This is a genomic window from Planktothricoides raciborskii GIHE-MW2, from assembly GCF_040564635.1.
Lineage (GTDB): Bacteria > Cyanobacteriota > Cyanobacteriia > Cyanobacteriales > Laspinemataceae > Planktothricoides > Planktothricoides raciborskii.
In genome coordinates, this window is the sequence record NZ_CP159837.1 from 804,300 (window position 1) to 819,091 (window position 14,792).

8 protein-coding genes are annotated in these 14,792 nt (G+C 47.4%); 5 read left to right on the plus strand and 3 right to left on the minus strand.

Going from position 1 to position 14,792, the window contains the following annotated elements; translation table 11 throughout:
- The first annotated feature begins 50 nt into the window (after positions 1–50).
- The 4 genes from ABWT76_RS03265 to ABWT76_RS03280 all read left to right on the plus strand — a co-directional run bounded on the left by ABWT76_RS03265 (position 51) and on the right by ABWT76_RS03280 (position 5,779).
- Complete coding sequence (locus ABWT76_RS03265; RefSeq protein ID WP_054468850.1) at positions 51–1,154, plus strand: type IV pilus twitching motility protein PilT; 1,104 nt, start codon at positions 51–53, stop codon at positions 1,152–1,154.
- Positions 1,155–2,094: 940 nt separating this feature from the next.
- Complete coding sequence (locus tag ABWT76_RS03270) at positions 2,095–3,762, plus strand: DUF1565 domain-containing protein (RefSeq protein ID WP_354635623.1); 1,668 nt, start codon at positions 2,095–2,097, stop codon at positions 3,760–3,762.
- A 330-nt stretch (positions 3,763–4,092) separates the two neighbouring features.
- Entirely contained in the window at positions 4,093–4,938 is an 846-nt protein-coding gene (locus tag ABWT76_RS03275; RefSeq protein ID WP_354635624.1) for a sulfotransferase, read from the plus strand.
- Positions 4,939–5,311: 373 nt separating this feature from the next.
- Positions 5,312–5,779, plus strand: coding sequence for a DUF29 domain-containing protein (locus ABWT76_RS03280; RefSeq protein WP_054468842.1), 468 nt, complete (start codon positions 5,312–5,314; stop codon positions 5,777–5,779).
- Between the two features lie 185 nt (positions 5,780–5,964).
- Here ABWT76_RS03280 and ABWT76_RS03285 read toward each other — a convergent pair whose 3' ends face one another.
- Complete coding sequence (locus tag ABWT76_RS03285; RefSeq protein ID WP_354635625.1) at positions 5,965–6,147, minus strand: hypothetical protein; 183 nt, start codon at positions 6,145–6,147, stop codon at positions 5,965–5,967.
- A 39-nt stretch (positions 6,148–6,186) separates the two neighbouring features.
- Positions 6,187–6,369 carry a hypothetical protein gene (locus ABWT76_RS03290; protein WP_354635626.1) on the minus strand — a complete coding sequence of 61 codons (183 nt, stop codon included), beginning with the start codon at positions 6,367–6,369 and terminating at the stop codon, positions 6,187–6,189.
- 994 nt (positions 6,370–7,363) lie between these two features.
- On the opposite strand from ABWT76_RS03290, the gene ABWT76_RS03295 reads away from it, so the two are divergent.
- A complete protein-coding gene (locus ABWT76_RS03295) occupies positions 7,364–13,300 on the plus strand; it encodes a DUF4347 domain-containing protein (protein ID WP_354635627.1) in 5,937 nt (1,978 codons plus the stop codon).
- 223 nt (positions 13,301–13,523) lie between these two features.
- Here ABWT76_RS03295 and fba read toward each other — a convergent pair whose 3' ends face one another.
- Complete coding sequence (gene fba / locus ABWT76_RS03300; RefSeq protein ID WP_054469590.1) at positions 13,524–14,603, minus strand: class II fructose-bisphosphate aldolase; 1,080 nt, start codon at positions 14,601–14,603, stop codon at positions 13,524–13,526.
- Between the last annotated feature and the right edge of the window lie 189 nt (positions 14,604–14,792).

Below are 14,792 nucleotides of genomic sequence, written 5' to 3' on the forward strand. Positions count from 1 at the left end.
ATTTCGCTAGATAATATAGATAAATAGCGGTAATTGGGGGATAAACAACAATGCCACCACAAGGTTTAGTCATTGAAGATGTTCTGGAAGCCTTGATCGAGTCAGGGGGTTCCGATATCCACATCCAAGCGGGAGCACCGATCTACTTCCGAATTAGTGGTAAATTAACCCCTCAGCCTCAATTTGGTGAAACCCTAGCACCAGAAGAGTCGCAGGCTTTAATCTTCCAGATGCTGAACAACCAGCAACGGAAAGAATTAGAACAAAACTGGGATTTAGACAGCGCCTATGGGGTGAAAGGATTAGCTCGTTTCCGGCTGAATGTTTACCGAGAACGAGGCTGCTGGGCGGCTTGTATGCGAGCGTTGGGGGCGAAAATTCCCAATGCGGACAAACTGGGGGTGCCACAAATTCTCCGGGATCTGACTCACCGTCCTCGGGGGATGGTGTTGGTGACGGGACAAACGGGTTCTGGGAAAACGACGACTTTAGCGGCTCTGCTGGATTTGGTTAACCGCACTCGTTCAGAACATATTCTCACGGTGGAAGAACCGATTGAGTATGTTTACCCAAATATCAATAGCTTGTTTCACCAACGCCAAAAAGGTGAAGACACGAAGAGTTTTACCAATGCTCTGAAAGGAGCACTCCGTCAAGACCCAGATATTATTGTCGTGGGCGAAATGCGGGACTTGGAGACGATTTCTCTGGCTTGTTCTGCGGCAGAAACGGGTCACTTGGTGATGGGAACTTTGCATACCAACTCCGCTGCGGGTACTGTCACCCGGATGCTTGAGGTGTTTCCGCCTCAAATTAAACCGGCGATGCAAGCTCAGTTGGGTAACTCTTTGCAAGGGATTTGTAGCCAAAACTTGGTGCAGAAAATTGGCGGCGGTCGGGTCTGTGCCCAGGAAATTCTGGTGAATACGGCAGCTATCAGCAACCTGATTAAAGAAGGTAAGTTTAGTCAGATTTATTCGATGATCCAAACCGGCATGAAATTAGGAATGCAGACAATGGAAATGGCTTTGGCTAAACATTACAAAGATGGCAAAGTTAGCTGGAGTGATGCGATGGGTAAAGCGGTGGTGCCCGATGAATTGGTACGATTGATTGGGCCTAATCCAGAGTTGACTGGAGCCCAGAAAAATTAGAAATCGGTGATTTCACCAACTTGAATGCGAAGAGTGAGATTGGAAATTTCCCAGTGAAAATATGCAAATGATCATATCAGATAGCCAGGAAAATCTCCAATCTCTTTACTATAGCAAGAAACGAGTTGGTTAGGACGGTTATTTTTTTAGGGAATAGGGAACAGGGAATAGGGAACAGGGAAGAGAAGTTGTCCTAAATATCCCTAACATTGGTATAATAAAATTCTATTAAACCAAGGGAAAAGATTGTTGAGCGCAAATGTCTGATATTAATTTGGCTTAAATTTTATGGTTCAAGTAGTTTAGTCAAATTCACTGGTTTTTTCGCTGGTTAAACATCCGACCCTAATAGGGAATAGGGAACAGGGAATAGGGAACAGGGAAGAGAAGTTGTCCTAAATATCCCTAACACTGGTAATTGAATGAATATTGATTAAACCTTTGATTGATTTTCATCAAAGGTTTAATCAAATTTGTTCGATCGCTGTTATCCTCAATTATCCAGAATTTAGCGAAAATTTAAGCGGGTAAATTTCCGCCATCAATGTGATTTTCATTGGATTATAATTGATGGCGGATTTTTTTGGCAGGCAAAAAAATTAGGGCTCAATTTGGATTTAGACTATTTTAAATTCTAAAAGGTTCTAACGATCGCTCCCCCTGAGATGAACGAAGTTTTTTTGGTTCATTTTTGTTGACAATGAATCAGCCCCATTGATTCCCAGTATTGGCGCGATCGCCAACTACCGGGCTAATCCGATCCAATGGTGGTTTTTTTCCTAGATTGTCAGCCAGTTGGTCAAGCGTCTGCCAATCCACGGCTTCAACAATTTAGGAACAGTGACCGGAACCGATCCAGTTGGAAAAGCGACACAAATCCCAAACAACTCTCTACAAACAACAATTAGATTTAAATTGTTGAACGCAAAGGAAAACCACCATGAAATTCTCTCACCAATCTAATCAAGTTTCTTCTTTCTCTGGCAACGCTTTCTCTCAAGGTCGTCAATTTGGTAATATGACTCTGGCTGCGAGTTTGGCTGCTTTACTGCTCTGTGGCAGCGGTGCGACGTTTAGACCAATGGCAGCGAAAGCGCAAACCAATCTCGGCCCGATCGCCCAAGCCACAGCCCAAGCCACAACTGAGCAAACTGTAATCTATGTGAACTCGGCGCAAGGCAGCGATCGCCCTGGGGCAGGGTTGAGTGAAGCCACCGCTTATCGCACTATTTCTTATGCGCTACAACAAGCAAAGGCGGGGACGATTATTCAACTGGCTGACGGCACTTACAGTGCAGAAACTGGGGAAAATTTCCCCCTGAATATTCCCTCTAAGGTGACATTGCGGGGTAAGACTTCCAGTAAGGGTCAAGGGGTGATGATTGTTGGGGGCGGTTCTCATGTGAGTGCTTCCTTTGCCCGTCAAAACGTGACTGTTGTGGCTTTAGATGAGGCGATCGTGGAAGGGGTGACGATTACGAATACCCTATCTCGTGGGACGGGACTGTGGATTGAACAAGGCAAACCTACCATTGCCAACAATACTTTTGCTAATAGTTTGCGAGAAGGTATTTTTGTCACCGGCAATGCACAACCCACGATTTCTAGTAACCTTTTTATTAAAAATGATGCCAACGGAATTTCTGTGGCTCGTGCGGCTAAGGGTGTGATTCGCGATAATACTTTCCAAGAAACTGGATATGGGATGGCGATTAGTGATACTTCCGCCCCCTTGGTGAGTAACAATGGTGTGTTTAAAAATAAGGCGGGTATTGTGGTGTCTAATTCCGCTACGCCAATTCTCCGCAATAATGTGATTGAAAATAATTTGGCTGGTGGGGTGGTGGTCATTGGCACCGCGAATCCGAATTTAGGCACCGTGAATGACCAGGGAAATAATCGCATTCGCAGTAATGGCAGTTCTGATGTGTTGAATAGCACCTCGAATTTGCTGTTGGCGATCGGTAATGATATCAACCCCAATGGGATTCAAGGGAATGTCAACTTTGTTCCCGCCGATGTTCAAGTTGCCTTTTCTGATGTGCAAGGTCACTGGGCGCAATCTTATATTACCGCTTTGGCCAAACGGGGGGTGATTTCTGGTTTCCCCGATGGTACTTATCGCCCCAATGAACCCGTGACTCGTGCTCAGTTTGCGGCGATCGTGAATAAAGCTTTTGCTCCCAAACCCGTTCGGATTAATAAGGTGTTTGCCGATGTGGTCAGCACTTTCTGGGGGGCTGATGCGATTCAAACCGCCTATCGCGGTGGGTTCTTAGCTGGTTATCCTGGGGATATTTTCCGCCCCAATCAAGAAATTCCCAAGGTGCAAGCTTTGGTAGCGTTGACCAGTGGTTTAGGATTGCCTGAAGCCAGTCAGAGTCTGCTTTCTCGGTATTCTGATGCCGCGCAAATTCCTGATTATGCGAAAAATGCGATCGCCTCTGCAACGGCCAGTCAATTGGTAGTCAACTATCCCAACCTGAGTCAATTCAATCCCAACCAACAAGCCACTCGCGCTGAAGTCGCTGCCTTTGTTTATCAAGCACTGGTTAATGCCGGACAAGCGGAAGTTATTCCTTCTCCTTATGTCGTTGCCACTCCATAATCTTCAGTTATTTGTAGTTATTCGTATGGTGGGCAATATTTTGCCCACTTTACTACTCAGATGATTAAAACTAGAACCCAGGCGATCGCATCCCTGGGTTCTTTCTCATTAGTCCTCGCAGATAACCCAGAAACCGGGTTTCTTTGGTGAAAATTACAGTTATCTGTTTTAAGCAAACAAGAAACCCGGTTTCTTAGTCCTCCGCCCCTCCGCCCCTCCGCCCTTCCGCCCCTCCGCCTCTCTCATTGTGTACATTAATAGGGGCAGGAATGCGGGTAGCAATGCCCATCCTACTTTTACTTTTACTTTTACTTTTACTTCACCTGAAGAATGCAAAACAAAATTCATTTTATATCTGGTTTACCGCGATCGGGTTCCACCTTACTCGGTGCCATTCTCCGGCAAAATCCTCGATTTCATGCGGGAATGACCAGCCCCGTAGGGGGATTAGTCGAGCAAATGCTGGCAGCAATGAGCGATCAAAACGAATATTCCGTATTCATATCCGAAGAACAGAAACGGCAACTGATCCACAGCATATTTAACACTTATTATCAGCCGCAAGCGGACAAAGCCGTAATTTTTGACACAAATCGCTTATGGTGTGCGAAATTAAGCTTAATTAACGAACTATTTCCCGAAGCTAAAATTATCTGCTGTGTCAGAAATATCGCCTGGGTGATGGACAGCATCGAAAGACTAATTCGCCGCAACGCCTTTGACGTTTCTCGCCTATTTAATAATCTGGGAGAAAGAGCTACCGTATATAGTAGAACAGAAGCCCTAAGTCAGGGCGGCAGATTAGTCGGATTTGCCTACAGTGCTGTCAAAGAAGCATTTTACAGCGAAAATAGCCATAAACTACTCATAGTTGATTACGACCTCTTGGCCAAAGGACCCCAGCAAACCATCTCCTTAATTTATCAATTTCTTGGGGAAACACCGTTCAAACACGACTTTGAAAACATCGAATATGACGAGCCAGAATTTGACCTGAATCTGAATACCAAAGGGCTGCATAAAGTACGGCAAAAAGTAGCATTTCAACCGAGACAAACCATATTACCGCCCGATTTGTTTGAACGCTACAACAGCTTATCTTTTTGGGAACAACCCAGCCCCACCAGGGCTAACTTAATTGTTGCCAAACCGAATAATTATCCACGGGTTAAATAAAAACCAAAAAGACACAAAGATCACGAAAAATACCTCTTTGTGTCCTTTGTGTCTTTGTGGTAAAATCTATTCTAAAAAAACTTGACAATCTGTTAATAAATGGATAAGATATAAGTAGCAAAATAATTCAGGTTTATTGGGGCTGGAAAAACATCCAACAAGCCCAAACGATACCTGGGAGTACCCGGCCCGGAGTGGCGAAGAAAGTAAGAGCAAAAAGCCCCTACGCTCTCCGGGCCAGGTAAAATCCCTAACTCGTTTCCAAACTCACTTCGGGGAGCCCCGGTGAGGGGCTTCCTCCTGCCCAGAAATAAGAAAGCGGGTTTCTTTTCGGGAAATCTATCATGGAAGAAAAGAAAGGGAGTCAAAATAAATGACAGCTATCCAATCAATCACAACGGCAACAACATCCCTTTATGAACAAGATTTTTATCTGTGGCTACAGACAAATATCAACTTATTAAAAGAGGGAAATTTTGCCGAAATCGATTTAGAAAACTTGCTTGAGGAATTGGAGAGTATGGGGAGAAGCGATAAAAATGCTTTAAAAAGTAATTTAAAAATACTTTTAATGCACTTACTCAAGTATAAATATCAGAATCAAAAGCGCACAAATAGTTGGCTTTACACGATTCGAGAACATCGTCAACGCCTCCGAGATACTTTCAAAACCAGTCCGAGTTTATATCGTTTTTTTGAAGATATTTTTAACGAATCCTATCAAGATGCGAGAGAACTAGCCGCCGATGAAACGGGTTTATCCATCCAGATATTTCCTCCAGAGTCTCCCTTTAGTAAAGAAGAAGTGCTTAACCCTAATTTTTTACCGGCTGATGAGTGAGTTGTTGGTGGAGGTTCAGAAACCGGGTTTCTGTGGTGAAAATTACGGTTATCGGTGGGTGGCATAAAAGAAACCCGGTTTCTTAGTCTAAGCAGACCACCCAGAAACCGGGTTTCTTTGGTGAAAATGTAGGGGCGAATGGCCATTCGCCCCTACTGTTAAATCCCAACAAGAAACCCGGTTTCTTAATCCCCGCAGCTAACCCAGAAACCCGGTTTCTTAATCCCCGCAGCTAACCCAGAAACCGGGTTTCTTATCGGCATATCACAGTTATCTTTAGGTTTCACGACAGAAACCCGGTTTCTTAGTCTAAGCAGACCACCCAGAAACCGGGTTTCTTTGGTGAAAATGTAGGGGCGAATGGCCATTCGCCCCTACTGTTAAATCCCAACAAGAAACCCGGTTTCTTATTCCTCGCAGATAACCCAGAAACCGGGTTTCTTAATCCCCGCAGCTAACCCAGAAACCGGGTTTCTTATCGGCATATCACAGTTATCTTTAGGTTTCACGACAGAAACCCGGTTTCTTAGTCTAAGCAGACCACCCAGAAACCGGGTTTCTTTGGTGAAAATGTAGGGGCGAATGGCCATTCGCCCCTACTGTTAAATCCCAACAAGAAACCCGGTTTCTTCGTCCTCGCAGATAACCCAGAAACCGGGTTTCTTAATCCCCGCAGCTAACCCAGAAACCGGGTTTCTTTTCGGCATATCACAGTTATCTGTGGAATCCCAACAAGAAACCCGGTTTCTTAGTCCCCGCAGACCACCCAGAAACCGGGTTTCTTATTCCCCGCAGCTAACCAAGAAACCCGGTTTCTTATTTAGAGTATATAACGTATTGACAACATATCATACATAAAATAGTCACCAATACCCCCGCCAGCCCGTTGCCAATCTAATTAAAATAAGCCATAAAAACCGGACAGTTCTTTTTTATCTTTTCTATTCCCTATTGTCACCTCTAATCATCCCTATTGTTCCCTCTATTGTCACCTCTAATGATCCATATTGTTCCCTATTGTTCTCTCTAATGCTCCCTATAGTTCCCTCTATTGTCACCTCTAATGATCCATATTGTTCCCTATTGTAACCTATTGTTTCCTCTCCTAAATACTGGTGCTTCACCGTCCCTCGAAGTGAACAAAATTCATCGTAAAATCACCTAAAAGCGAAAAATAAAACTTAATAAATATTAAGCTATAAATAGCTATAACGCTTTGTAAATAAAGACTTTTGCTCCTCCTGACAAGTCAATATAAGCCGCTGAGATACTTTTGAACGAACCGCGATACTGGATGAAAAAAAAAATATCAAAGATTCTTGATGTAATCAGAAAAACCTGCTATAAATTTAAATAGCTTATTCCAGAGGAGCTTTGTCAAATAAATTGACATATAACAAACTCCTTATATATAGGTGTGTCTTGGCTAAATAAATTTATGGCTCTTATGCCTCACAAGGCGCGTTCAAATTAGTTAAAAATACATCAGTCATGTCTACAATCAATCACATCACCAACCCCAACTCATCCCAGGAAAAATATGGCCCGGGCGCCGCTGCCCACTAAGGTGGGCAGCGGCGCGAATTGGTCATCATTGACCCCACCGTATCCGACTATCAAAGTCTCGCTGCCGGAGTCAAACCGGCCACCTTTGTCCATATCCTCAACCCCAACCGGGATGGTATCGAGCAAATTACGGAAATCCTTGGGGCGAAGCATTCGCGTATAGATTGGCTGGAGAATCCACAAGATGTCGGCGCGAATGCTTTGCCCCTACAATCTATCCACATCATCTCCCACGGCAGTCCCGGCAGCCTGAAACTAGGCAACAGCACCCTCAACACCGAAAACCTGGCAGCATACCAAGACCAGCTACAACAATGGCAGGCTGCTTTAAGCGAGGATGCTGACATCAATATATATGGATGCAACGTCGCCCTAGGAGTCACAGGTCAAGCATTCATCCAACAATTAGCGCATCTCACCAAAGCGGATATCGCGGCATCCGATGACCTCACAGGTAACGGAGGCGACTGGGACTTAGAAATCGCCACCGGCAATATTGAATCAGAAATTGCCGTTAATGCCCAGACCGCTGAAGAATACGAATATAGTCTGGCCAACTTTGATGTCACCGTAGCCACCGATGATGGCACGGGGGGCACCGCAAACACTCTGAGTTGGGCAATTTTGCAGGCCAACCAGACCGCAGGGGATGACACCATTACCCTGAATACCGATGTCCGATTTACGGGAGTTCCCCAAGTTCTGATTGACAGCAATATCGCCTTTATTGGTGGCGGTTTCACCGTCAGCGGGGATGTGGATAATAACGGTACAAATAACGCCGGTGACATTCGTCCCTTTGTAATTAAGTCGGGAACTGTCACGTTCTCCGATATGACTATTGACGGAGGTCGTGCTCAGGGCGGTAATGGTGGAAATGGTGACACTGCCGCTGGCGGTGGTGCCGGAATGGGTGGCGGATTGTTCATCTACGACGGCACCGTCAATCTCAGTAATACCACGTTTAGTAACAATCAGGCGATCGGCGGTAACGGTGGTACTGGTCAATCCTTGTTTAGTGGCGGAGGTGGAGGTGGCCTGAGTGGTGACGGCGGGGCTGGCATTTTATTTGGTTCTGGTGGCGACGGTGGCGACGGTGGCATCTTTGGCGCTACTGGCGGCGCGGGCGGTTTTGTCCCTGGCGGCGCGGGCGGTTTTGGCGGTTTTGGCGGCGGTGGCGGCGGCGGTAGCGGCAGCTATGGCGGCGGTGGCGCGGGCGGTTTTGGCGGTTTTGGCGGCGGCGGCGGCGCGGGCGGTTTTACAAGTAGCGTTGGTGGTGCGGGCGGCTATGGCGGTGGTGGTGGTAGTTCTACTAATAATGCCGGTCTTGGCGGTTTCGGTGCTGGCGACAGTGGTATCGCTGTCACCTCTGGTGGTGGTGGTGCTGGCTTAGGAGGAGCAATCTTCATCCGTAGTGGCATCTTGAATCTATATAACGCCACCTTTAACAATAACTCTGCTACCTGCGGCACGGGTTTCAACAACGGTCAAGGCAAAGGCGGGGCAATATTTGCCATGCAGTCCCTCACCAATCCCAATGGCAACAACCAGGGGATGCCCACCACCCTGCCCACTGTCCGCACCCTGGGAGCCACCTTCAGCAACAACACCGCTGCCGAGCAAGCAAACACCCCTGGTGCCACAACTTCCAGCGGCGGTGTTGGCAGTAATCAGGACAATAATGATGTTTACGGCAACATCAGCCCTAACACTGCCCCTGTCCTTACTGATACCGTCGTCACCCTCAGCAGCATCCTAGAAGACGCGGCGGCTCCTTCTGGCGCTGTCGGTACGCTTATTTCTTCTGTTGCGGCCATTGGTACGGGGCAAAACAACATCACCGACCCCGACACAGGCGCAGTCGCGGGGGTCGCCATCACCGCCGCCGACACCACCAATGGCAGTTGGTTCTACACCATCGATGGCGGCACCACCTGGAACCCATTAGGAGCAGTATCCGATACCAGCGCTCGCTTGCTGGCAGCAGATGCCAATACCCGCATTTACTTCCAACCCAACCCCAACTACAGCGGCACCATCCCCAACGCCATTACCTTCCGCGCTTGGGATAGTTTCTCTTATCTCAACGGCAGTACCGCTGACACCAGCACCAATGGCAACATCAGTGCCTTCAGCACCGCTACCGACACCGCAGACATCACCGTTACTGCTGTCAACGACGCACCCAGTTTCAGCAACGCAGGCAACCAAACCCTCGCCGCTTGGACAAACACCCCCCAAACCGTTGCCAACTGGGCCAACACCTTCGTCTTCGGCCCCGCCAACGAAAGCAGCCAAGCAGTCCAAGACTTTATCGTTAACGTCACCTCTGGCAGCACCTTATTTACCAGCCTGCCAGACATCGCCAATGATGGCACCCTCACTTATACCCCCAAAGGCACCCCCGGCACTGCCACCATCTCTGTTCAACTCCAAGATAATGGCGGCACTGCCAACGGTGGCGCAGATACTTCCACTGCGGCCACCTTCACCATCACCATTCCCCCACCAACAGTCAACCTCTCCATCAGTCCCACCACCGGCACCGAAGCAGGCACCACCGCCATCACGGTGACAGCCACCGCCGCAGGCCCAGTATTTGGCAACCAAACCGTTGACCTGGCCTTAACCGGCTCTGCCACCGCCGCCGACTTCGCTGGCACCATTCCCACTCAAATTACCATTGCTAATGGCACCAGCAGCGGACAAGTCACCTTCACCATTGCTGATGACAAACTTGATGAAATCGACGAAACGGCTAATTTAACAATTAGTAACCCATCGGCAGGTATTCAGCTAGGAGCAACTACCACCGGCAGTTTCACCATTACTGACAACGACACCGCCGGATTTGATATCCTGCCCATCAGCGGCAACACCAGCGAAGATGGCACCCAAGCCACCTTTGACATCCGCTTAACCAGCGAACCAACCGCCAATGTCACCATTGGCTTAAGCAGCAGCAACACCGCCGAAGCGACCGTTGCCCCGGCTACCCTCACCTTTACACCAACCAACTGGAATACTTACCAAACTGTCACCATCACGGGTGTAGATGATGGGGTAGCAGACGATGACATCGCTTACCAAATTATCACCACTCCCGACACCACCACTACTGACACCAACTACAACAACCTCAACCCCGCCGATGTCACCGTCACCAACACTGACAACGACATCCCCGGAGTCACCATAGCTCAATCCGCAGGCAGCACCGAAGTCACAGAGGGCAGCACCACAGATACTTATACTGTAAAACTGAACACCCTCCCCACCGGCAACGTGGCGGTGACGGTGACAGCAGATGCTCAAGCCCAAGTGAGTCTCGATGGCACGAATTTTGCCGCCACTCAAACCTTAACGTTTACCTCCGTCAACGGCATCACGCCGCAAACGGTGACAGTTCGTGCTGTGGATGATACAGTAATAGAATCCAACCATACCAGTAGCATCACCCACGCTATTACCACCACTGCCGATGCCAACTATCCCACCACCATGACCGTGGGTGGTGTCAATGCCCATATCACCGATAACGATATCCGCTACACTCTCACCGACAGTAGTCCTACAATTACAGAAGGCAACAGCGGCACTCAGCAAATCGACTTTACCATTGAGCGAGCCGGGGCAATCAACGAAGCCAGCACCATAGATTTTAGCTTTGGCGGCACCGCAGCCAACACCATAGACTATAACCTGGTTTCTATTACTGGCACGGGAGTGACTACTACAGGCAGTACCATTAGTTTTGCTGCCAATGCCACCCAAGCCACCGTTACTGTGGAAATAGTCGGAGACCGAATAGACGAAACCGACGAAACCTTAATTTTATCTCTGCTTAACGCCACCGCCACGGGAACATCCACCATTGTCGGTTCTCCCGTCACTACTACCATTACTGATGATGACAAGGCAGGGATTACGGTGACTCCCACCAGTGGGTTAACCACCACCGAAGCTGGGGGAACTGCTACATTTACCCTGGTACTCGACAGTAAACCCACTGCTGATGTCACTATTACCGTTGCCTCTAGCAACACCGCTGAAGGAACCGTAGACAAGTCAACCCTGACTTTTACTTCTGCTAACTGGAATACCGCCCAAACGGTGACAGTCACCGGGGTGGATGACAATATTGATGATGGGGATATCGGCTACACCATAAGTACCACTGCCAATAGTAGCGATACCAAATATTCCGGCTTAACGGGTACTAATGTCAGCGTCACCAATACTGATAATGACAAGGCAGGCATTACGGTTACTCCCACCAGTGGGTTAACCACCACCGAAACTGGGGGAACTGCTACATTTACCCTGGTACTCGACAGTAAACCCACTGCTGATGTCACCATTACCGTTGCCTCTAGCAACACCGCTGAAGGAACTGTAGACAAGTCAACCCTGACTTTTACTTCTGCTAACTGGGATACCGCCCAAACGGTGACAGTCACCGGGGTGGATGACAATATTGATGATGGGGATATCGGCTACACCATCAGCACCACTGCCAATAGTACCGATACCAACTACAACGGTATCACCGCCGCCACTGTCGCCGTGACCAATACTGATAATGACAAGGCAGGCATTACGGTTACTCCCACCAGTGGGTTAACCACCACCGAAGCTGGGGGAACTGCTACCTTTACTGTGGTACTTGATAGTCAAGCAACCTCTGATGTCACCATTGGTATTACCAGTGATAATACTGCCGAGGGGACGGTTGCGATATCGGCATTGACATTTACCGCCGTAAACTGGAATCAACCTCAAACCGTCACTATCACCGGGGTAAATGATTATCTTGATGATGAAGATATCAGCTACAATATAATTACTGCCGCTGCCACCAGCACTGATGGCAAATATAATGGGTTAAATCCTAGCGATGTGTCGGTGACAAATCAGGATATTGGGGATTTATTCCCAATTCCTACTAATCAAATTCCTCCTTTCATGGGTCTGAGCAGTATTTTGCCCTCAGAAATTAGCAGTAATAATAGCCAAAATAATACTACTTTACCCGAACTTCCGGCTATTCCACCTGAACCCACGGTAGACTTAATCAATATTTCCTTTACTGCCGTAGGAACGGATAGTGCAGAGAATATTGATGCCACACCTAATGATGATGTAATTAGTGGTCAGGGTGGCAATGATGTTATCCGTGGTTTGCCCGGACGAGATGCCCTATTTGGAAATAGTGGAGATGATGAACTTTATGGCAACCAAGGGGCAGATTTATTGCTGGGTAATCAAGGTAAAGACATTATCTATGGTGGTCAAGGCAATGATTTAGCAATGGGTGGTCAAAATGATGACTTAATCTATGGCGATTTAGGTAGCGATACCTTGATTGGTGATTTAGGGAGCGATCGCATATTTGGGGGCTCATCTAGCCCTGGTTCAGTTGCTAGTGATGCCGGTGATTTGCTATTCGGAAAAGATGGCAATGATTTCCTGCATGGCCATGCGGGAGATGACTCAATTTCCGGTGGCAATGATAATGATACCGCCCGTGGTGGTCAGGGTGATGACCTAATTCACGGCGATGCGGGCGCTGATATTTTATATGGGGATAAGGGCAATGATAGCCTGACCGGAAATGCCGATAATGATGTGGTTTATGGCGGCGAAGGGAATGATTTCCTCTGGGGAGGAGATGGTGAAGATTTCCTCTATGGAGATGAAGGCGATGATACCCTAATTGGTAATGCAGACAAAGATTATTTTGTACTGCAATCTAGCTTTGGTTCTGATACAATTCTGGACTTTACTAACGGTATTGACCTAATTGGTTTAGCCGGTGGTTTAACCTTTGACCAGTTAAGTATTACTGGCAGTAATGGGAATACTTTAATAGCCCGTGGCAATGAATTGTTAGTCACATTAACGGGTGTTGATGTTAGTTTGATTACCAGCGCTGATTTCACCTTAATGGTGTAGGTGTTTATAAACCGGGTTTCTTCTCTTTGTGTCCTTTGTGCCTTTGTGGTTTATTTTCACCACAGAACTCTGCCGGACACGAATAAAAATATCTCTCTGTGTCCGGCAGAGTTCTGTGGTAAAATTATCTCTAATTTAAGCAAATAAGAAACCCGGTTTCTTAGTCTTGGGAAGCAAACAAAAAACCCGGTTTCTTGAAGAAACCGGGTTTTTTTGTCCCAAATTAGACGGTTACGACTTTCTTGGAAACGGCAGTCAGTTCACCTTTGGCATATTTAGCGGCGAACTCATCCAGAGTCATTTGCTTGATCTTGGTGCCGTTGCCAGAGCAACCAAAGGCTTCATAGCGATCGGCGCAAACTTTTTGCATATACTTCATGGCTGGTTTCATGAAGTGACGGGGGTCAAAGTTGGAAGGATCTTTGGCAGCCGCTTCACGAATAGCCGCAGTAATGGCTAAACGGTTGTCGGTGTCAATGTTCACTTTCCGCACACCGCTTTGGATACCTTTTTGAATTTCTTCGATAGGTACACCGTAGGTTTCGGGGATGTTGCCACCATACTGGTTGATCAGTTCCAGCAGGTCTTGAGGCACAGAAGAAGAACCGTGCATCACCAAGTGAGTATTGGGCAGACGACGGTGGATTTCTTCGATCCGGCTGATGGCCAGAATTTCCCCAGTGGGTTTGCGGGTGAATTTGTATGCACCGTGGCTGGTGCCGATCGCGACAGCCAGAGCATCCACTTGGGTGGCTTCCACAAACTGAACCGCTTCATCGGGGTCAGTCAGCAGTTGATCGTGGCTGAGGGTGCCTTCAAACCCGTGACCATCTTCTTTATCACCTTTGCCGGTTTCCAGAGAACCCAGGCAACCCAGTTCGCCTTCAACGCTAACACCCACAGAGTGAGCAACTTTTACCACTTCAGCGGTGACGCTGACGTTGTACTCAAAGCTGGCTGGAGTTTTGGCATCAGCTTCCAAGGAACCATCCATCATCACACTGGTAAAACCGTGGCGAATGGCAGAGTAGCAGGTAGAAGGAGCATTACCATGATCTTGGTGCATGGCAATGGGAATGTGGGGGTAGCTTTCCACTGCTCCCTGAATCAAATGACGTAGGAAGTATTCACCAGCGTAGGAACGAGCACCACGAGATGCTTGCAGAATTACTGGGCTGTTGGTTGCATCCGCAGCCTTCATAATTGCCAAGATTTGTTCCAAATTGTTGACATTGTAGGCAGGGATACCATAGTTGTTTTCAGCCGCGTGATCCAGCAGCAGTCGCATAGGTACAAGCGCCATATATAAGCCTCCTGATTACTTGGTTGTGAGCGAGTGGTTTTCGGACAAGTTTAAATATATACGGTCAATCTTAAGATATTTTTTACATTATGTCGAATTATATCTAAGATTTTTTTGCTAGATTTATTCTATAGCTACTATATTTCTTATTTGTTATTTGTTATTGGTTATTTGTTGTTTGTTGGGTAG

Bases quoted from the DNA above. Each gene is read 5' to 3' on its own strand.
- ABWT76_RS03265 (WP_054468850.1), top strand. From the start codon at position 51: ATGCCACCACAAGGTTTAGTCATTGAAGATGTTCTGGAAGCCTTGATC.
- ABWT76_RS03270 (WP_354635623.1), top strand. From the start codon at position 2,095: ATGAAATTCTCTCACCAATCTAATCAAGTTTCTTCTTTCTCTGGCAAC.
- ABWT76_RS03275 (WP_354635624.1), top strand. From the start codon at position 4,093: ATGCAAAACAAAATTCATTTTATATCTGGTTTACCGCGATCGGGTTCC.
- ABWT76_RS03280 (WP_054468842.1), top strand. From the start codon at position 5,312: ATGACAGCTATCCAATCAATCACAACGGCAACAACATCCCTTTATGAA.
- ABWT76_RS03285 (WP_354635625.1), bottom strand. From the start codon at position 6,147: ATGGCCATTCGCCCCTACATTTTCACCAAAGAAACCCGGTTTCTGGGT.
- ABWT76_RS03290 (WP_354635626.1), bottom strand. From the start codon at position 6,369: ATGGCCATTCGCCCCTACATTTTCACCAAAGAAACCCGGTTTCTGGGT.
- fba (WP_054469590.1), bottom strand. From the start codon at position 14,603: ATGGCGCTTGTACCTATGCGACTGCTGCTGGATCACGCGGCTGAAAAC.